The following is a 17697-nucleotide window of genomic DNA, read 5'->3' as shown; positions in this document are numbered from 1 at the left end:
CAGAACGCCGCCCCCGCCCGGCAGACCGGGCGGGGGCGGCGGTGTGAATCGGTCAGGCGCGGCGAACGTTCGCCAGGCCGTCCGGCAGGAACCGCTTACCGGTGACCTGCTCCGCGATGCCGCTGCGGTCCAGGTACGGCGTGATGCCACCGAGGTGGAACGGGTAACCCGCACCGAGGATCATGCACAGGTCGATGTCCTGCGCCTCGGCGACCACACCCTCGTCGAGCATGATCCGGATCTCCTCGGCCAGCGCGGCGAGCGCCCGGGCGCGCACCTCGTCGGCCGTGAGCGGCGCGTCGCCGGCGTCGAGCAGCTTGACGACCTCGGCGTTGATCTCGTCGTCGACCAGCAGCGGCAGGCCGGCGTCGACGATCTTCTTGAGGTTGGGGCTGTCCACGAACCGGTCCGGGAACGCGGTGTGCAGCGTCTCGCCCACGTGGTACGCGACCGCCGGGCCGACCAGCTGCAGCAGCGCGATCGGCCGCATCGGCAGACCCATCGGGTCGAACGCCTCGTTCACCACGTCCAGCGGGGTGCCGGCGTCGATGGCCTTGAAGACCTCGCTGGTGAAGCGGGTGAGCACCCGGTTGACCACGAACGCCGGGGCGTCCTTGACCAGCACCGAGGACTTCTTCAGCTCCTTGCCGACGGCGAACGCGGTGGCCACCGTGGCGTCGTCGGTCTTCTCACCCTTGATGATCTCCAGCAGCGGGAGGACCGCGACCGGGTTGAAGAAGTGGAAGCCGACGACCCGCTCCGGGTGCTCCAGGTCGGCCGCCATCTCGGTCAGGGAGAGCGAGCTGGTGTTGGTGGCGAGGATCGCCTCCGGCTTGACGATCTTCTCGAACTCGGCCCAGATCTGCTTCTTGAGCTCGAGGTTCTCGAAGACCGCCTCGATCACGAAGTCGGCGTCGGCGAAGACCGACCGGTCCACCGAGCCGCTGATCAGGCCGCGCAGCTTGGCCGCGGTGCCGGCGTCCATCCGGCGCTTGCCGACCAGCTTGTCGATCTGCTCGTTGACGTACGCCACGCCCTTGTCCACCCGGGCCTGGTCCAGGTCGGTGAGGACCACCGGGACCTGCAGGCGGCGCAGGAAGAGCAGGGCCAGCTGGGACGCCATCAGACCGGCGCCGACGATGCCGACCTTGGTGACCTTGCGGGCCAGCTTGGCGTCCGGTACGCCCACCGGGCGCTTGGCGCGGCGCTGCACCAGGTCGAACGCGTACAGGCTGGCACGCGCCTCGTCACCCATGATCAGGTCGGCGAGCGCCTCGGTCTCCGCCGCGGTGCCGTCCTCGAACGACGCCTCCTTGGCCAGGGCCAGCAGCTCCAGGGCCTTGTTGGCGGACGGGACCGCGCCGTGCAGCTTCTCGTCCAGCTGGTTCTTGGCGAACCAGAGCACGCCGTCCCACATGTCCCGGTCGATCTCGGGACGCTCGACCGCGATGTCGCCCTTGACGACGCCCGCGGCCCAGGCCAGCGAGTCCTCCAGGAAGTCGGCCGCCTCGAAGAGCGCGTCGGCGACGCCCATCTCCTTGGCCTGCTTCGGGCGCAGCACCTTCTGGGTCAGCGGGTTCTGCAGGATCACCTGGGCGGCGCCGGCGATGCCGATCAGGTTCGGCAGCAGCTGGCTGCCGCCCCAGCCGGGGATCAGGCCGATCGCGACCTCGGGCAGGCCGAGCGCGGCCGCACCGGTGGAGACCGTGCGGTAGTGGCAGTGCAGGGCGACCTCGAGGCCACCGCCGAGCGCCGCGCCGTTCACGAACGCGAACGTCGGGATCTCGCTGTTCTTCAGCCGGGCGAACACCCGGTGACCCAGCTCGCCCAGCTCGACGGCCTGCTCGCGGGAGGAGAGCAGCGGCATGCCGGTGATGTCGGCGCCGACGCAGAAGATGTACGGCTTGCCGGTGACCGCGATGAACGCCGGGTCGGCTTCGATGGCGGCGGTGATCGCCTCGTCGAGCGAGCGCAGGCCGGCCGGACCGAAGCTGTTCGGCTTCTTGTGGTCGAAGCCGTTGTCCAGGGTGATCAGCGCGACCGGCTTGTCCAGACCGGGGACCCGGACGGAGCGGACGAGAGCCTTGGTTACTACCTCGTTCGGGTTCTCGATCACTTGTCGAAGCCTTCCCAGTTCGGGTTCTCCCAGATCACGGTGCCACCCATGCCGATACCGATGCACATCGCGTTCATGCCGTACCGGACCTCGGGGTGCTCCTCGAAGTGCCGGGCGAGCTGCGTCATCAGGCGCACGCCGGAGGACGCGAGGGGGTGGCCGATGGCGATGGCGCCGCCCCACGGGTTGACCCGCGGGTCGTCGTCGGCGATCCCGTAGTGGTCCAGGAGCGCCAGCACCTGCACCGCGAAGGCCTCGTTCAGCTCGAACAGGCCGATGTCGTCGATGGTCAGGCCGGCCTTCTTCAGCGCCTTCTCGGTCGACGGGATCGGGCCGTAACCCATGATCTCCGGCTCGACGCCGGCGTAGGCGAAGGACACCATCCGCATCGCGACGGGCAGGCCCAGCTCGCGGGCGGTCGCCTCGTCGGCCAGGATCGCCGCGGTGGCACCGTCGTTGAGGCCGGCCGCGTTACCCGCGGTGACCCGGCCGTGCGGGCGGAACGGGGTCTTCAGGGTGGCGAGCTTCTCCATCGAGGTCTCGCGCGGCGCCTCGTCGACGGTGGCCAGGCCCCAGCCCAGCTCCGAGCTGCGGATGGCGACCGGGACCATGTCCGGCTGCAGCTTGCCGTTGGCGTACGCCTTGGCGACCTTGATCTGCGAGTTCAGCGCGAACGCGTCGGTCCGCTCCTTGGTGATGTGCGGGAGCCGGTCGTGCAGGTTCTCCGCCGTCGAGCCCATCACCAGGGCGGAGGGGTCGACCAGCTTCTCGGTCAGGATCCGCGGGTTCGGGTCGGCGCCCTCACCCATCGGGTGCCGGCCCATGTGCTCGACGCCGCCGGCCACGGCGATGTCGTACGCCCCCATCGCGATGCCGCCGGCGACGTTGGTCACCGCGGTCATCGCGCCGGCGCACATCCGGTCGACGGCGTAGCCGGGGACCGTCTTCGGCAGCCCGGAGAGCAGGGCCGCGGTCCGGCCGATGGTCAGGCCCTGGTCGCCGGTCTGGGTGGTGGCCGCGATCGCGACCTCGTCCACGCGCTCCGGCGGGAGCTGGGGGTTCCGCTTGACCAGTTCTCGGATGCAGCGGATCACCAGGTCGTCGGCGCGGGTCTCGGCGTACATGCCGCCCGCCTTGCCGAACGGGGTGCGGACGCCGTCGACGAAGACGACCTCGCGTACTTCACGGGGCACAGCAAGCCTCCTAGCGGGCGTGAACCCAAATGTGCCGCCGATGCTACTCGCCGGTAACTAGAGACTGCCAGGCCCTCGACAAAGTTCACAAAGCCGCTGCTGGCGGAGGCAGAACCGCGGCCAGCTGGCTCGCGATCAGCCCGACCTGCCAGTTACGCGCCCCGAAGCCGCGCAGCGTGTCGCTCACCGTCTGCGCGCTGATCTCGTCCGGCGGGGACCAGGCCAGCCGGCGGATGTAATCCGGGCTGATCAGGTTCTCCGGCGGCAGCCGGTGCGTCTCCGCGGTGCCCACCACGACCTGCCGGCAGCGCGCCAGGCGAGCCGCGGCCACCGGGTCGCGCTCGGCCCAGCGGTGCGGCGGGGGTGGACCCTCCACCGGCTGGTTCACCGGCAGCGCGTCGTCCGGCAGCGCCCGGGCCTGGTCCAGCGCGTCCAGCCAGATCTTGGCGAGACGGCGCACCGAACGGCCACCGAAACCGGGGATGGCGAGCAGGGTCCGCTCGTCCTTCGGATCGGCCTCGGCCGCGGCCACGATCGCCGAGTCGGGCAGCACCCGGCCGGGCGCCGAGTCGCGGCGGGCGGCGACGCCGTCGCGGGCGTACCAGAGCGCACGGACGCGGGACTGGGCCCGCGCACCGCGCACCCGGTGGATGCCCGAGGTGCGGCGCCACGGATCGGCGCGCACCCGGGGCGGCCGGTCCGCGCCGGCCACCAGGGCCGCGAACTCCTCCGCGGCCCAGGCGGCCTTGCCCTGCCGGTCCAGCTCGGCGGCGAGCAGGTCGCGCAGGTCGGTGAGGAGCTCCACGTCGAGCGCGGCGTAGGTGAGCCAGGACTCCGGCAGCGGCCGGGTCGACCAGTCCGCCGCCGAGTGATGCTTCTCCAGGGAGAAGCCGAGCAGCAGCTCGGTGAGCGCGGCCAGGCCGACCCGCTCGAACCCGGCCAGCCGGGCGGCCAGCTCGGTGTCGAAGAGCCGGCGCGGCTTCATCCCGAGCTCGGCCAGGCAGGGCAGGTCCTGACTGGCGGCGTGCAGCACCCACTCGGTGTCGGCCAGAGCCACGTCCAGGGTGCGCAGGTCGTCCAGCGGCAACGGGTCGATCAGCACGGTGCCGGCGCCGGCCCGGCGTAACTGCACCAGGTACGCCCGCTGGGTGTACCGGTAGCCGGACGCGCGCTCCGCGTCGACGGCGACCGGGCCGGTGCCCGCGGCCATCCGGGCCACGAGCTCGGCAAGCTCGGCGGCGCTCTCCACGGGCGCGGGGGTGCCATCGCGGGGCGCGGTCAGGGGAACAGCCTCGGAACCGCCAGAACTCGGGTCGGGCGGCACGGCGTGCGGTCCGTCCCCTGCTGACTCCGGCGCGTCCCGACGGCGCAGGGGTGTTTCGTCGGTCACTCCGTAACCGTACGGGGGTCACACCCTTGCCGTGCGCAGCCGGGTCCCGGCGCGTCGATTCTCGATCGACTTCCTGGTTCAACCATTGCGCGGTTTGCTCCGTATACCCGAGTGCCACGCCGAGACCACCGGGAGGCCGTGCGGATGACCGCCACCTACGAGCCCTTCACCCCAGCCGGTTCACCCGAGCCGCAGCGGGACCGCTACGCCTCGCGGCAGGACGAGCGGCACGGTGACGGATACCGCCGTCCGGAGGATCCGTGGGCGGAACAGCCGCGCTCCTGGGAGCAGGGGCCGTCGTGGTCCACGCCCGAGCCGGCCCCGCGCTGGTCCGAGTCGCCGGGTTACGAGCAGCAGCCCAGCGGACAGTCCCGATACGAGCAGCCCCAGTACCAGCAGCCTCAGTACGAGCAGCCTCAGTACGAGCAGCCCGGATTCGAGCAGCCCCGGTTCGAGCAGCCGGCCGCGGCCTACGGCGCCCCCGGGTATGCCACGCCGGCCCCGGCCTACGAGCCGGCCGCCCCGCGATCCGCCCGGATGTCCGCTCTGTCGGGCTCCGGGAAGGCCAGGACGGTGATCCTGGGCCTGGTCGTGGTCCTGCTCGCGGTCACCGCCTGGCAGGCGTACCGCATCGAGACCATGATCAAGAGCAGTAACGCGCTCGCCACCCAGGTCGCCGGCGAGAAGAACCGCAGCGCCGAGTTGGAGAAGGCCCTCACCACCGTCTTCGACCCCGAGGGCATCGCCTCGGCCGCCCTCCCCAGCGTCTTCCGGGTCCGCGCCGGAGACTTCACCGGCACCGCGTTCTCGGTCGGCACCAAGGCCAGCGGCGGCACCGCGAACCTGTTCACCAACTTCCACGTCGTCGAATCGGTCTGGAAGGCCGGGGGCCGCTCGGTCACCCTGGAGCGCGGCTCGACCAGGATCAGCGCGACGATCGTCAAGGTGAGTGAGAGCAAGGACCTCGCCCTGCTCCGCGCCAAGCAGCGGATCGCGCCGCTCGGTGTCGCTCCCGGCCAGGTCAAGCCGGGCCAGCAGGTGGTCGTGGTGGGTGCTCCGCTCGGCCTCGACGACACGGTCACCACGGGTGTGATCAGCGCCTTCCGCGAGGACGACGCCGACGGCCCGACGATCCAGTTCGACGCCCCGATCAACCCCGGCAACTCCGGCGGCCCGGTGGTCAACACCAGCAAGCAGGTGGTGGGGCTGGCCACGGCCAAGGCCCGCGACGCCGAAGGCATCGGCCTCGCCATCCCGATCGCCACAGCCTGCAGCACGTTCGACGTCTGCTGACCCTTGCCACCCAGCGCCCGGGTCTGGTGATCCCTTCGCCACCGCAGCCTCTTCGACGTCAACTGATCGCTTCGGTCGTAGCCTGCAGCGCCTCCGGCGTCTGCTGATCCCTTCCGGTCAACCAGCCCGGGCCGCCCATCCCGGCCCGGGCTGTTTCGGTCCGGGTAGGCGAGTTAACTGCTTTAACCCTTTTCGCAGTACGGCCGATGGAGCCTCGTGGGCAGGCTTTTCGGCCGAGCCCCGTGATGCTCTCGCGCGGCGCAGGCGCGGCGCCGGACCGTCCGGCGCCCACCGGCCACGCTCGTGAAGACCTCAAACCGCCCGGTGCCCAAGCCCAGTTGGCCCGCCAGTGATTTCTCGAGTCGGAACAGGTCCGTGCGGCCCGGCTCGGTCTTGCGAGCTGGGACCGGTGGCGGTTTCGCGGGCCGGGATACGTCTGTGTGGCCTAGCCCGGAGTTGCGGGCTGGGTCTGGTGGTGTTTTCGCCGGTCGGGATACGCCCGTGTGGCCCGGCTCGGTGTTGCGGGCTGGGTCTGGTGGCGGTTTCGCGGGCCGGGATGCGTCTGTGAGGGCCGGCTCGGGACCGTGGACTGGGTCTGGTGGCGGTTTCGGGGACGAGGACGGGCTCGTGGGAGCCAGCCGGGGGCGCGTGGCGGTCTTGGGTCGCGGGTGCCTCGCGCGGGAGCGGCACGGGACTTGGCCCGAGAGGGCTGGAGGCGGGACGCCATCGGTCGTACCCGGAAAAGAAACCGCGTGGGGAGGGGCGGCGCCGGCGGCAGCGGGGCGCGGGTTTCGGCATACCGGAGCGCGGACCTGGAGGTTTTCGTGGCGCGGCGGTGGGCTGGGCGGCGGTAAGCCGCGCGGTGGTGGGCTGGGCGGCGGTAAGCCGCGCGGTGGTGGGCCGCGTGATGGTGGGCCGCGCGGTGGTGGGCCGCGCGGTGGTGGGCCGCGCGGTGGTGGGCCGCGCGGTGGTGGGCCGCGTGATGGTGGGCTGGGGGGTGATGGCCCGCGTGAGGGTGAGTTGGGCAGGGGTGGGCCACGCGGTGGTGAGTTGGGCAGGGGTGGGCCGCGTGGTGGTGAGTTGGGCAAGAGGTGGGTGCGTGGCGGTGGGGCGGCCGGGTCAGGAGGCGGGGGTGCGGTGGCGGTCGGAGAGGGAGGCGACGCCGGGTGGTGGGAGACCGGCGGTCGAGGCGAGCATGGCGCACCAGCCGCGCAGGTGGGCGACGAAGTCGTCGGAGATCGGGGTCCAGGAGGCGCGGACCTCCAGGTCCGCGGTGGGGGCCGGGCCGGCCAGTTCGCCGAAGCGGGTGGAGGCGGTCTGGGTGACCGTGCCGCCGATCGCGGTGTAGGTGGCCGAGTGCTGGTCGAGGGCGTCGGTCAGCCAGGTCCAGGCCACGGCGGGCAGCAGCGGGTCGGTCGCCAGGTCGGCTTCCAGCTCCGCGGTGACCAGGGTGACCAGACGGAGGTCGCCGCGCCACGCGTCGTGGCCGGCCGGGTCGTGCAGGAGGATGAGCCGGCCGCTGGCGACCTCGTCGCCGGCGCGCAGGACGGTGGCGCTGAGCGCGAAGGAGTAGGGCGCGAGACGCTGCGGCGCGGCGATCTCCTCGAGCAGGATCTCCGGCCGTGGCGAGTCCGCGCGCAACGCGGCCACCGCGCGGGTGAACGCCTCGGGAACAGCGGAGGGGGACGCCATGGGGGAAGAGTATGCCGATCTACGGTCCGGCCGCCGTCGCCGCGCCGCCGGGGCTTCTTCGGGCACGTGGCACGATGACGTGGTGACCGTTCTCGAGGATTCCCCGTTCGTTCGGGCCTGTCGTGGCCGATCGGGGCCGCACACGCCGGTCTGGTTCATGCGGCAGGCCGGGCGTTCGCTGCCCGAGTACCGCAAGATCCGTGAGGGGATCGGCATGCTCGAGTCGTGCCGCCGGCCCGACCTGGTCACCGAGATCACCCTGCAGCCGGTCCGCCGGCACGACGTGGACGCGGCGATCCTGTTCAGTGACATCGTGGTCCCGATCGCGGCGGCCGGTGTCGACCTGGACATCGTCGCCGGCACCGGTCCGGTCGTCGCCGAGCCGATCCGGTCCGCGGCAGACCTGGAGCGGCTGCGTCCGATCACCGCGGACGACGTGGACTTCGTCGCCGAGGCGGTCCGGCTGCTGGTCGCCGAGCTCGGCGCGACCCCGCTGATCGGCTTCGCAGGGGCCCCGTTCACGCTGGCCAGCTACCTGATCGAGGGCGGGCCGTCGCGGACGTATCTGAAGACCAAGGCGATGATGTACGGCGCGCCTGACCTGTGGGAGGCCCTGCTGGGCCGGCTCGCGGAGATCACCCTGACGTTCCTGCGGACGCAGGTGGCCGCCGGGGTCAGCGCGGTGCAGCTGTTCGACTCGTGGGCCGGCGCGCTCTCCGAGGCGGACTACCGGCGATATGTGATGCCGCACTCGGCGACGGTGCTGCGCGGGCTGGCCGAGGCCGGCGTGCCGCGGATCCACTTCGGGGTGGGCACCGCGGTGCTGCTGGAGGCGATGGGCGAGGCGGGCGCGGACGTGGTCGGCGTCGACTGGCGTACCCCACTGGACGTGGCCACCAAGCGGATCGGCCCGGAGCGGGCGGTGCAGGGCAACCTGGACCCGGCGATCCTCTTCGCCGGCTGGGACGTCGTCGAGCGGGAGGCCCGCCGGGTGCTGGAGCAGGGCCGGTCGGCGCCGGGTCACGTGTTCAATCTCGGTCACGGCGTGATGCCCGAGACGGACCCCGAGATCCTCACCCGGCTGGTCGCCCTGGTGCACGAGGTCTCCGCCCGATAGGCCCTTCGGCCCTGGGCCGGGCCGGTCCGCGTCACACAGGCTGACCCCGCTGGGCGGCGGAGCGCGCGGCCTGGGAGGGTGGGGAGCGTGCGGAAGCGGATCGCGGTCATCGGCGGCGGCATCGCCGGGCTGGCGGCCGCCGTGCGGCTGCGGGACGTGATGCCCGCGGACACCGAGATCATCGTGTACGAGCAGGGCGACGCCCTCGGCGGCAAACTGCGCACCGGTGAGCTGACCGGCGTCCCGGTCGAGCGCGGCGCCGAGTCGTTCCTGAACAGCGGCCCCGACGGCGGCGAGTCCCCGGCGGTGGCCTTCGCCCGCCGGGTCGGCCTGGGTGACGCCCTGGTGCATCCGGCCGCCCAGCCGGCCGCGCTGGCGATCGGCGGCGAGCTGGTCCGGATTCCGCCGGGCACCCTGGTCGGCGTGCCCGGCGACCTGTCGGCCCTGGACGGGGTCGCGCTGCCGGAGGACTCCGCCGACCGGGACACCGGCCGTCCGCTGCTCGCCCCGGGCGAGGACATCGCGGTCGGTGAGCTGGTCCGCTCGCGGTACGGCGCCCAGGTGGTGGAGCGGCTGGTCGACCCGATGCTCGGCGGGGTCTACGCGGGCCGCGCCGACCGGCTCTCGCTGCGCGCCACGATGCCGCAGCTGGCCCGCACCGCGGAGACCGAGCACACGCTGCGGGGCGCGGTCCGGGCGGCCCAGGCGCTCAGCAAGCGAACCCCCGGGCAGCCGGTCTTCGCGGCCGTGGACGGCGGGATGAGCCGGCTGATCGGGGCGGCCGTCGCGGCGGCCGGGGCGCGGATCAGTCTCGGACTGCCGGTGCGGGAGATCGTTCGTACCGGTGGTCGATGGCGGCTCACCCTGGGAGCGGTGCCGGACCCGCGCACCGACGAGGTGGACGCGGTGATCCTGGCCGTCCCGGCGAAGCCGGCGGCCCGGCTGCTGTCCGGCGTCGCGCCGCAGGCCGCGGCGCCGATCGGCGAGCTCGACTATGCCAGTGTCGCGCTGGTCGGGATGGCCCTGCCGCCCGGCACACCGCTGCCGGAGCTCTCCGGCTTCCTGGTCCCGCCGGGCGAGGGCACCCTGGTCAAGGCGGCCACCTTCTTCACCCGGAAATGGCCGCACCTGACCGGGCCGGACGGGCCGGTGATCGTGCGGGCCTCGCTGGGCCGGGCCGGCGAGCAGGAGCGCCTGCAGCTGAGCGACCCGGAGCTGCTCGAGATCGCGCACCGGGAACTGGGCGAGCTGGCCGGCCGGAAGCTGCCGCCGGCGGCCGAGTCGTGGATCCAGCGCTGGGGCGGCGGATTGCCGCAGTACACGCCGGGCCACCCGGATCGGGTGCGGGCGGCACGGGCCGCGTTGCCCCCGGGGCTGGCGCTGGCCGGCGCGGCCCTGGACGGGGTGGGCATCCCGGTCTGTGTGGCCAGTGGTGAGCGGGCGGCGGATGATGTGAGCAGTTACTTGGAGGAAGCATGAGCGAGCAGACCAACGCGGCTCGGATCAACGAGCTCAACGCCACCATCCGGTACACGATGTGGTCGGTCTTCCGGGTGTCCACCCCGCTGCCGGCGTTGCGCGACAACCTGGCCGGTGAGGTCGACGCGCTCTTCGAGCAGCTGGCGGCGAAGGACGTGACGATCCGCGGCACCTACGACGTGTCCGGGCTGCGTGCCGACGCGGACATCATGATCTGGTGGCACTCCGGCGACCCGGACGCCCTGCAGGAGGCGTACTCGTTGTTCCGGCGCACCGTGCTGGGCCGGCACCTGGTCCCGGTCTGGTCGCAGATGGCGCTGCACCGGCCGGCCGAGTTCAACCGGAGCCACCTGCCGGCGTTCCTGGCCGGCGAGGAGGCCCGGTCGTACGTCTGCGTCTACCCGTTCGTCCGCTCCTACGAGTGGTACCTGCTGCCCGACGCGGAGCGCCGCGAGCTGCTCGCCGAGCACGGCCAGATGGCCCGCGGGTACCCGGACGTGCGCGCCAACACGGTCGCGTCGTTCGCCCTCGGCGACTACGAGTGGATGCTGGCGTTCGAGGCGGACGAGCTGCACCGGATCGTCGATCTGATGCGTGACCTGCGGGCCTCCCGGGCGCGCCGGCATGTCCGCGAGGAGGTGCCGTTCTACACCGGCCGGCGCCGCTCGATCAGCGAATTGGCTGCGGCGCTGCCTTAGCTAGCTCTGCTGGTTTGGCTTCGCTTCGCTCCGCGGGCGATTGCCTTGTAACCGATGAGTTGAGGCCCGGTTTTCCAACGTCCGCAAAACCCGCGGCCGTCGGAAAACCGGGCCTCAACTCATCGGCGGCAATCGCCGGGGGTGTGGTTAAGGGTGGGTGTTGTTAGTGGGGTGGGCGGCGCATGGGGGTGTGGGGGATTCCGTCTTCGATGAATTCGGGGCCGGTGGGTTTGAAGCCGTAGCGGGTGTAGAACTTGGTCAGGTATGACTGGGCGTCGAGGACGTTGGGGCGGTTGCCGATGATTTCCAGGGCGTGCTCCAGCAGTCGGCCGGCCAGCCCGGTGCCCCGTGCGGACTTGGCCGTCACCACGCGGCCGATCCGTTCCACGCCGTGGTCGTCGAGGATCCGTAGATAGGCGCGGATCTCCCGGTCGCGGGCGAACCACACGTGCCGGGTGCCGGGTTCGGTGTCGCGACCGTCCAGGTCGGGGTAGACGCACTGCTGCTCGACCACGAACACGTCGCTGCGCAGGCGGAGGATCTCGTACAGCGTGGTGGTGGTGAGGTCGCGGAAGGACGCGACACGCGGCTCGTCGTGTGGTTCCGGGTGCATCGGCACAGCGTATTCGCTTGTGGAGGAGCGTCCGGCGGTCTACGGCGGTCTGTTAGAAAAGGGCCATGGCCGTTGACACGCAGTACGAAGAACTTCTCCGGCGGGTGCTGGAGACCGGGACCGCGAAGAGCGACCGCACCGGGACCGGCACCCGCAGCCTCTTCGGTGAGCGCCTGCGCTACGACCTGTCCCAGGGGTTTCCGCTGGTCACGACGAAGCGGGTGCACTTCAAGTCGATCGCCGTCGAGCTGCTCTGGTTCCTCCGCGGGGACACGAACGTCCAGTGGCTGCGCGACCAGGGTGTGACCATCTGGGACGAGTGGGCCGCCCCGGACGGGGAGTTGGGCCCGGTCTACGGCTACCAGTGGCGGTCCTGGCCGTCGCCCGAGGGGAACATCGACCAGATCTCCGAGATTCTGGACACTCTCCGAAAGAACCCGGATTCGCGGCGCATGCTGGTCTCGGCCTGGAACGTGAGCGATCTGGGCAAGATGGCGCTGATGCCGTGCCACGCGATGTTCCAGTTCTACGTCGCCGACGGCCGGCTCTCCTGCCAGCTCTACCAGCGCAGCGCCGACCTCTTCCTCGGCGTGCCGTTCAACATCGCGTCGTACGCCCTGCTCACCCGCATGATCGCCGACGAGGTCGGGCTGATGCCGGGTGACTTCATCTGGGTCGGCGGCGACTGCCACATCTACGACAACCACGTCGAGCAGGTGCGGGAACAGCTCAGCCGGGACGCGTACCCGTTCCCCGAACTGGAGATCGCCCCCGCGCCGGATCTGTTCTCCCACCGCTTCGAGGACTTCCATCTGATCGACTACCGCCACCACCCGGCGATCAAGGCGCCGGTGGCCGTATGACCGTGCACATGATCTGGGCCGAGGCCCGGAACCGGGTGATCGGCGCCGGGGGAGCCATCCCCTGGCACGTCCCGGGCGAGCAGGCGATCTTCAAGGAGCGCACGATGGGCGCGACCGTGGTGATGGGCCGCGCCACCTGGGACTCGTTGCCGCGCCGCCCCCTTCCGGGGCGGCGCAACGTGGTGCTCACCCGGGACCGGTCCTGGTCGGCGGAGGGCGCGGAGGTCGTCCACGATCCGGCGGAGATCGCCGGGGACGACTTCTGGGTGATGGGCGGCGCGGCGGTCTACGCCGCTCTGCTGCCCAGGGCCGGGCACATCGTGCGGACGACCGTCGACCTGGACGTCACGGGTGACACCTACGCCCCGGAGCTCGGCCCGGAGTGGCGGGTGACCGCCTCCACGGGATGGCTGACCGCGTCGAACGGCGTCCGGTTCCTGGTCGAGGACCTCGAGTCGCCGATCAGTCCCGCGGGTCGAGCCTGATCGACAGGCTGTTCACGCAGTGCCGCGTGTTCTTCGGGGTGAAGCCCTCGCCCCGGAACACGTGGCCCAGGTGCCCGTCGCAGCGCGTGCACCGGATCTCGACGCGGGTCATCCCGAGGGTGCGGTCCTCGATCTCCTTGACCGCGCCCGGGATGGCGTCGTCGAACGACGGCCAGCCGCAGTGCGAGTCGAACTTGGTGTCGCTCGGGTAGAGCTCAGCGCCGCAGCCGCGGCAGCGGTACATCCCCTCGGTCTTGGTCTCGACATACTCCCCGCTCCAGGGGGGCTCGGTGCCCGCCTCGCGGAGCACTTTGAACTCGGCCGGGTTGAGCCGGATCCGCCACTCGTCCTCAGTGGTGGGCAGCGCGGTCTCCTCAGTTGCCATGCCGTCAACCGTACGTCGTGAGCCGTCGCACCGGCGGTGCGGCGGCGCGCGCCGTCGAACCGTTGAGCCGTCTATGGAAGCTGCATCCCCGACGTTCCGGCCGACCTTCCAGCAGGCGTTCGGCCACGGCCTCTACCTCGGCGCGCTGAGCGCGGCGGCGAGTGTCACGACGGGGGTGATCGCGACCCTGTTCTGGCCGGGGCCGGTGAGCCCGCCGGGCTGGTCCTGGGCGCTGCTGGTGTTCGCGCCGCTGCTGCTCGGCGTCGCGATCGGGATCATGTCGGGCCGCCGGACCGGGGTCGAGGTCGGCAGCCGGGGGATCCGGACGTCGTCGTTGCTGGGGGAGGGCGAGGCGGCCTGGAAGCACGTGGTCGACCTGCGCGCGGAGCGCCGGGGCCGGCGCAACGTGGTCTCGGTCTACCTCGATTCGGGGGCCAGCGTGCAGCTTCACGCTCCGTACAGCGGGGGCCTGTTCGCCGCGGACCCGCAGTTCGAGCTCAAGGTGTTTGCTTTGTCCCATTTATGGCGAAGTCACCGATTCGGTGGTCTTCCGAGTTGAAGACGCGCCGGAGGGTCTTTTCGGGTAAAACGGGCATTCCCCGCTAAGCTCCCGTGCGACCATGCAACCGTACTCAACAGCAACAGAACGGGAACTCCTCATGAGCTTTGTTCGTCGACTGGCCGTGGGCCTCCCCGCGGCCGGCGTCACCGCCTTCGCCGCGCTCGCCGTCTCGTCCCCGGTTCTCGCCGCCGCTGTCGGCGTCGAGGCCGGGCACCCGGCCGTCATGGCCAGCCCGGACCGGGGCCACGCGGGTTACGGCGCCGTGGCTCCGGCCGCGGTCGCTCCGACCCGTGGACAGGCCGGTTACGGTTCCGAGGCTCCGGCCGCGGCGGCTCCGGCGGCCACCACGGCTCCGGCGGCCACCACGGCGCCGGCTGCCGCCGCGCCGGCCGCGGTGACCCCGAGCGAGACCGCGACGGGCGCCACCCGCGGGCACAAGGGCTACGGCAGCCCGGCTCCCAGCCTGCCGGTCGGGCAGGTGGCCGCGGCCTCGATCCCGCCCAGCCTGAGCCCGGCGACGGCGACCCCGTCGCCGACGACCAAGGGCGAGGTCAGCTCCGGTTCGCTGCCGCTGACCGGCGGTCCGGTGGGTGCCACCATCGGCGTCGGTGCCGTGCTCGTGACCGCGGGCGCCGGTGCGCTCTGGTACACCCGTCGCCGCAAGGTTTCTTGATCTAAATATATGTCCGATTTGTGAGGGTCACCCGGCTTTGTCGGGTGGCCCTCGACTTTTGTCATAGGGTCGGGACATGCCGAAAGCCGCTGCGGAAGAACACCAGATCGCCGGCCACACCGTGCGCCTGAGCAGCCCCGACAAGGTCGTCTTCGCCGAGCGTGGCTACACCAAGCGGGACGTCTTCGAGTACTACCTGTCGGTCGGCGACGGCATCCTGCGCGCGCTGCGCGACCGGCCCACCACCCTGCAACGCTTCCCGGACGGTCTCGACGGGGAGGCGTTCTTCCAGAAGCGGATCCCCACCCGCGGCGTCCCGGACTGGATCAAGACCGCGACGATCAAATTCCCGAGCATGCGTACGGCGGACGAGCTCTGCCCCGCCGACCTCGCCCACGTGGCATGGGCCGCGCAGATGGGGACCGTGGTGTTCCACCCGTGGCCGGTCCGCGGGTCCACCCCGGACAACCCGGACGAGCTGCGGATCGACCTCGACCCGCAGCCGGGGCTGAACTTCGGGGACGTGACCGCCGCCGCCGAGGTGGTGCACGAGGTGCTCGACGAGCTCGGCTGGGTGGGTTACCCCAAGACGTCCGGCGGCCGGGGCGTGCACGTCTACGTCCGGATCGCGCCCCACTGGGACTTCGTGCAGGTGCGCCGGGCCGCGATCGCGCTGGCCCGCGAGGTGGAGCGGCGCAACCCCGCCGGGATCACCACCGCCTGGTGGAAGGAGGAGCGCGGCCAGAAAGTGTTCCTGGACTTCAACCAGATGGCCCGGGACCGGACCATCGCCTGCGCGTACTCGTTGCGGGCCAATCCCCGGGCCACCGTCTCCACGCCGGTCACCTGGGACGAGCTGACCCGGGTCGAGCCCGACGACTTCGACCTGCGGACGGTGCCGAAGCGGATCGGCGAGATCGGGGACCCGCACGCCGGGATCGACGACCTCGCGCACGACCTGACGCCGCTGCTGGAGTGGGTGGAGCGGGACGAGAAGGCCGGGCTGGGGGACATGCCGTACCCGCCGGAGCATCCGAAGATGGCGGGCGAGCCGAAGCGGGTCCAGCCCTCCAAGGACCGTGACCGCGTCAGAGAGTGAGCTTCATGCCCTCGTGCGAGGCGACGAAGCCCAGCCGCTCGTAGAAGCGGTGCGCGTCGGTGCGCCGCTTGTCCGTGGTCAGCTGGACCATCCGGCAACCGCGCTGCCGGGCCCGCTCGATCGCCCAGTGCATCATCTCCGCGCCGAGCCCGCGCCCGCGCCGGTCGGCGTGGATCCGGACCGCCTCGACCAGCAGCCGCCACCCGCCGCCACGGCTCAGCCCCGGGATCCAGGTGAGCTGGCAGCTGCCGACGACCACACCGTCCTCGACCGCCACGATCAGCTCGTTGTTCGGATCGGCCTCGATCGCCTCGAAGGCGGCCCGGATCGTCGGCTCGAGCCCGGTCGGAACCTCGCCGTATCCACGTTCCCGGGTGATCGCGTCGTCGGCGAGCAGGGCCAGCACGGCCGGGACGTCGGTGACGGTGGCGACTCGAAATTCCATGATCGCTATCTTGGCAGCGTCACTTGATCGGACAGCGCAGGCCGGCTTTCGGCACTGTCAGATCGATGAGGTAACCGTCCACGGCCGACACGATGCAGTCGGTCGACGGGTACGCCGTGTGGCCCTCGCCCTCCCAGGTCAGCACGTGCCCGCTGCCCAGCATGCTCGCCAGGTCCGCGGTGTTCTCGTAGGGCGTGGCCGGGTCGCCGGTCGTGCCGACCACGACGATCGGCGGTGCCCCGTTCGCCTTGCCGGCCGGGAACGGGTCCCGTTTGCCCGGCCAGTACGTGCACGGCAGCATGCCCAGCGCCAGCGGGGCGCCGAAGACCGGGTACTTCTTCCGCCACTCGGACTGCAGCTTGCGAACCTCGGCGACGGTCGGCGCCCCGTCGGTGTCCGCGCAGTTCACCGCGAGGTTGGCGTCGAACAGGTTGGAGTAGCTGCCGTCCCGCTCGCGCTCGGCGTACTGGTCGGCGAGGTCCAGGATGCCCTTGGCGTCGCCGTCCGCCAGGTCGGCGATCGCCTGCGCCAGGCTGCTCCAGCCGGATTCGGTGTAGAGCGACGAGATCAGCCCGACGAAGACCCAGCCCGAGGTGGCCTCGCGCCCGTCCCGGTACTTCACCGGGGAGGACTCGGCCTTGGCCAGCGCGTCGGTCACCGCCTTGCGCGGGTCGGCCGAGACCGGGCACTTGCCGGCGTTCGCCTTGCACCACGTGGTGAAGTTGCCGAACGCCCGCTCGAAGCCCTTGGCCTGGCTCTCCGACCCCTGCACGTAGCTCTCCGTGGGATCGACCGCGCCGTCCAGCACCAGGGCCCGGATGTTCTGCGGGAAGAGCTGCGCGTACGTCGCGCCGAGCAGGGTGCCGTAGGAGAAGCCCAGGTAGCTCAGCTTGCTGTCACCCACCGCGATGCGCAGCGCGTCCATGTCATGGGCCGCCTGCTCGGTGGAGAAGTTCGGCAACTGGTCGCCGTACTTCTGGCCGCAGCCGTCGGCGATCCGCTTGTTCAGCGCCACGACCTCGTCGAACTCCGCCTGACTGACCGGGTCCGGGTCGGCGGCGAAGCTGGCGTCCTGGTCGCTGTCGCTGATGCACTTGAGCGGGCTGGAACGGCCCACCCCGCGCGGGTCGAAGCCGACGAGGTCGAACCGGTCGGTGATCTCCTTGGGCAGGCCGCCCAGGCTCTGCCCGAACGAGAGGTAGACGGCGAGGTCGATGCCGGAGCCGCCCGGGCCGCCGGGGTTGAGCAGGAGCGAGCCGATCCGGTTGCGCTGCGACTTGGAGTGGACACGGATCATCGAGATGTCGTACGTCTGCCCGTTCTTCGGCCGCGACCAGTCGCGCGGCACCGCGACCGTGGCGCAGTCGTAGCTCATCCCCGCCGCACCGCGGCCGACCAGCTTCTCCGGCACCCCGGAGCAGGGGGACCACTGCGCCGGCGCGCCGAGCGTCGAGGCGGCGGCCGGCACCCCGTCCGATGAGGTGGCCGGATCACCCGCGCCCTTCGGCGCGAACGCGGGCACGGTGCAGCCCCCGGTGGTCATGACCATCACGGCGAGCAGGGCGATGGCCGAACGTGATCGACGGGGCACGGG

Annotated in this window: 17 protein-coding genes; 9 read left to right on the top strand and 8 right to left on the bottom strand. The window is 71.6% G+C overall.

Annotated elements, in window-relative coordinates; translation table 11 throughout:
- Window positions 1-52: 52 nt before the first annotated feature.
- The 3 genes from CHC09_RS01515 to CHC09_RS01505 form a co-directional block, all read right to left on the bottom strand.
- Window positions 53-2116, bottom strand: a complete 2064-nt coding sequence (locus CHC09_RS01515) for a 3-hydroxyacyl-CoA dehydrogenase NAD-binding domain-containing protein (RefSeq protein WP_089291107.1) — start codon at window positions 2114-2116, stop codon at window positions 53-55.
- Window positions 2113-3309: a thiolase family protein gene (locus CHC09_RS01510; protein WP_089291106.1), complete on the bottom strand. Its 1197-nt coding sequence runs from the start codon at window positions 3307-3309 to the stop codon at window positions 2113-2115. Before CHC09_RS01510 ends, CHC09_RS01515 begins: the two co-directional genes overlap by 4 nt.
- Before the next feature lie 85 nt (window positions 3310-3394).
- Window positions 3395-4699, bottom strand: coding sequence for an HRDC domain-containing protein (locus tag CHC09_RS01505; RefSeq protein WP_089291105.1), 1305 nt, complete (start codon window positions 4697-4699; stop codon window positions 3395-3397).
- 144 nt (window positions 4700-4843) lie between these two features.
- Here CHC09_RS01505 and CHC09_RS01500 point away from each other — a divergent pair, with 144 nt between their 5' ends.
- Window positions 4844-5992, top strand: coding sequence for a S1C family serine protease (locus tag CHC09_RS01500; protein WP_089291104.1), 1149 nt, complete (start codon window positions 4844-4846; stop codon window positions 5990-5992).
- Window positions 5993-7111: 1119 nt separating this feature from the next.
- On the opposite strand, the gene CHC09_RS01495 is transcribed toward CHC09_RS01500, so the two are convergent.
- Window positions 7112-7684 (bottom strand): DUF3000 domain-containing protein, encoded by a 573-nt coding sequence (locus tag CHC09_RS01495; RefSeq protein WP_089291103.1) that lies wholly within the window; start codon window positions 7682-7684, stop codon window positions 7112-7114.
- Between the two features lie 82 nt (window positions 7685-7766).
- Here CHC09_RS01495 and hemE point away from each other — a divergent pair, with 82 nt between their 5' ends.
- The 3 genes from hemE to hemQ all read left to right on the top strand — a co-directional run bounded on the left by hemE (window position 7767) and on the right by hemQ (window position 10978).
- Window positions 7767-8801: a uroporphyrinogen decarboxylase gene (gene hemE, locus CHC09_RS01490; RefSeq protein WP_143232184.1), complete on the top strand. Its 1035-nt coding sequence runs from the start codon at window positions 7767-7769 to the stop codon at window positions 8799-8801.
- Between the two features lie 78 nt (window positions 8802-8879).
- Complete coding sequence (gene hemG / locus CHC09_RS01485) at window positions 8880-10280, top strand: protoporphyrinogen oxidase (RefSeq protein WP_179276916.1); 1401 nt, start codon at window positions 8880-8882, stop codon at window positions 10278-10280.
- Window positions 10277-10978 carry a hydrogen peroxide-dependent heme synthase gene (hemQ, locus tag CHC09_RS01480; protein WP_089291100.1) on the top strand — a complete coding sequence of 234 codons (702 nt, stop codon included), beginning with the start codon at window positions 10277-10279 and terminating at the stop codon, window positions 10976-10978. Before hemG ends, hemQ begins: the two co-directional genes overlap by 4 nt.
- Before the next feature lie 163 nt (window positions 10979-11141).
- On the opposite strand, the gene CHC09_RS01475 is transcribed toward hemQ, so the two are convergent.
- Entirely contained in the window at window positions 11142-11591 is a 450-nt protein-coding gene (locus CHC09_RS01475) for a GNAT family N-acetyltransferase (protein ID WP_089291795.1), read from the bottom strand.
- Between the two features lie 65 nt (window positions 11592-11656).
- Between CHC09_RS01475 and CHC09_RS01470 the strand changes: the two genes are divergently transcribed.
- Window positions 11657-12454 (top strand): thymidylate synthase, encoded by a 798-nt coding sequence (locus CHC09_RS01470; RefSeq protein ID WP_089291099.1) that lies wholly within the window; start codon window positions 11657-11659, stop codon window positions 12452-12454.
- Window positions 12451-12939: a dihydrofolate reductase gene (locus CHC09_RS01465; RefSeq protein ID WP_089291098.1), complete on the top strand. Its 489-nt coding sequence runs from the start codon at window positions 12451-12453 to the stop codon at window positions 12937-12939. Before CHC09_RS01470 ends, CHC09_RS01465 begins: the two co-directional genes overlap by 4 nt.
- Here the strand turns inward: CHC09_RS01465 and msrB are convergent.
- A complete protein-coding gene (msrB, locus tag CHC09_RS01460) occupies window positions 12917-13324 on the bottom strand; it encodes a peptide-methionine (R)-S-oxide reductase MsrB (RefSeq protein WP_089291097.1) in 408 nt (135 codons plus the stop codon). The genes CHC09_RS01465 and msrB overlap by 23 nt on opposite strands.
- 73 nt (window positions 13325-13397) lie before the next feature.
- Between msrB and CHC09_RS01455 the strand changes: the two genes are divergently transcribed.
- From CHC09_RS01455 to ligD, 3 genes are all read left to right on the top strand, one after another.
- A complete protein-coding gene (locus tag CHC09_RS01455; protein ID WP_089291096.1) occupies window positions 13398-13883 on the top strand; it encodes a hypothetical protein in 486 nt (161 codons plus the stop codon).
- Between the two features lie 100 nt (window positions 13884-13983).
- Window positions 13984-14559 (top strand): hypothetical protein, encoded by a 576-nt coding sequence (locus CHC09_RS46080; protein ID WP_179276915.1) that lies wholly within the window; start codon window positions 13984-13986, stop codon window positions 14557-14559.
- A gap of 76 nt (window positions 14560-14635) precedes the next feature.
- Window positions 14636-15658, top strand: a complete 1023-nt coding sequence (ligD, locus tag CHC09_RS01445; protein ID WP_089291094.1) for a non-homologous end-joining DNA ligase — start codon at window positions 14636-14638, stop codon at window positions 15656-15658.
- On the opposite strand, the gene CHC09_RS01440 is transcribed toward ligD, so the two are convergent.
- Entirely contained in the window at window positions 15648-16103 is a 456-nt protein-coding gene (locus tag CHC09_RS01440) for a GNAT family N-acetyltransferase (RefSeq protein ID WP_089291093.1), read from the bottom strand. The two genes, ligD and CHC09_RS01440, sit on opposite strands and share 11 nt — an antisense overlap.
- 19 nt (window positions 16104-16122) lie before the next feature.
- Window positions 16123-17652, bottom strand: coding sequence for an alpha/beta hydrolase (locus tag CHC09_RS01435; RefSeq protein WP_089291794.1), 1530 nt, complete (start codon window positions 17650-17652; stop codon window positions 16123-16125).
- Window positions 17653-17697: the final 45 nt, after the last annotated feature.

It is taken from the genome of Actinoplanes regularis (assembly GCF_900188005.1).
In the GTDB taxonomy this organism is placed as follows: Bacteria; Actinomycetota; Actinomycetes; order Mycobacteriales; family Micromonosporaceae; genus Actinoplanes; species Actinoplanes regularis.
This window is presented reverse-complemented; position numbering and strand designations above follow the sequence as displayed.

Coding starts and splice junctions, on each gene's coding strand:
- hemQ (WP_089291100.1), top strand. CDS start 10,277: ATGAGCGAGCAGACCAACGCGGCTCGGATCAACGAGCTCAACGCCACC.
- CHC09_RS46080 (WP_179276915.1), top strand. CDS start 13,984: ATGAGCTTTGTTCGTCGACTGGCCGTGGGCCTCCCCGCGGCCGGCGTC.
- CHC09_RS01500 (WP_089291104.1), top strand. CDS start 4,844: ATGACCGCCACCTACGAGCCCTTCACCCCAGCCGGTTCACCCGAGCCG.
- msrB (WP_089291097.1), bottom strand. CDS start 13,324: ATGGCAACTGAGGAGACCGCGCTGCCCACCACTGAGGACGAGTGGCGG.
- CHC09_RS01440 (WP_089291093.1), bottom strand. CDS start 16,103: ATGGAATTTCGAGTCGCCACCGTCACCGACGTCCCGGCCGTGCTGGCC.
- CHC09_RS01435 (WP_089291794.1), bottom strand. CDS start 17,652: ATGGTCATGACCACCGGGGGCTGCACCGTGCCCGCGTTCGCGCCGAAG.
- CHC09_RS01495 (WP_089291103.1), bottom strand. CDS start 7,684: ATGGCGTCCCCCTCCGCTGTTCCCGAGGCGTTCACCCGCGCGGTGGCC.
- CHC09_RS01465 (WP_089291098.1), top strand. CDS start 12,451: ATGACCGTGCACATGATCTGGGCCGAGGCCCGGAACCGGGTGATCGGC.
- CHC09_RS01455 (WP_089291096.1), top strand. CDS start 13,398: ATGGAAGCTGCATCCCCGACGTTCCGGCCGACCTTCCAGCAGGCGTTC.
- CHC09_RS01470 (WP_089291099.1), top strand. CDS start 11,657: ATGGCCGTTGACACGCAGTACGAAGAACTTCTCCGGCGGGTGCTGGAG.
- ligD (WP_089291094.1), top strand. CDS start 14,636: ATGCCGAAAGCCGCTGCGGAAGAACACCAGATCGCCGGCCACACCGTG.
- CHC09_RS01475 (WP_089291795.1), bottom strand. CDS start 11,591: ATGCACCCGGAACCACACGACGAGCCGCGTGTCGCGTCCTTCCGCGAC.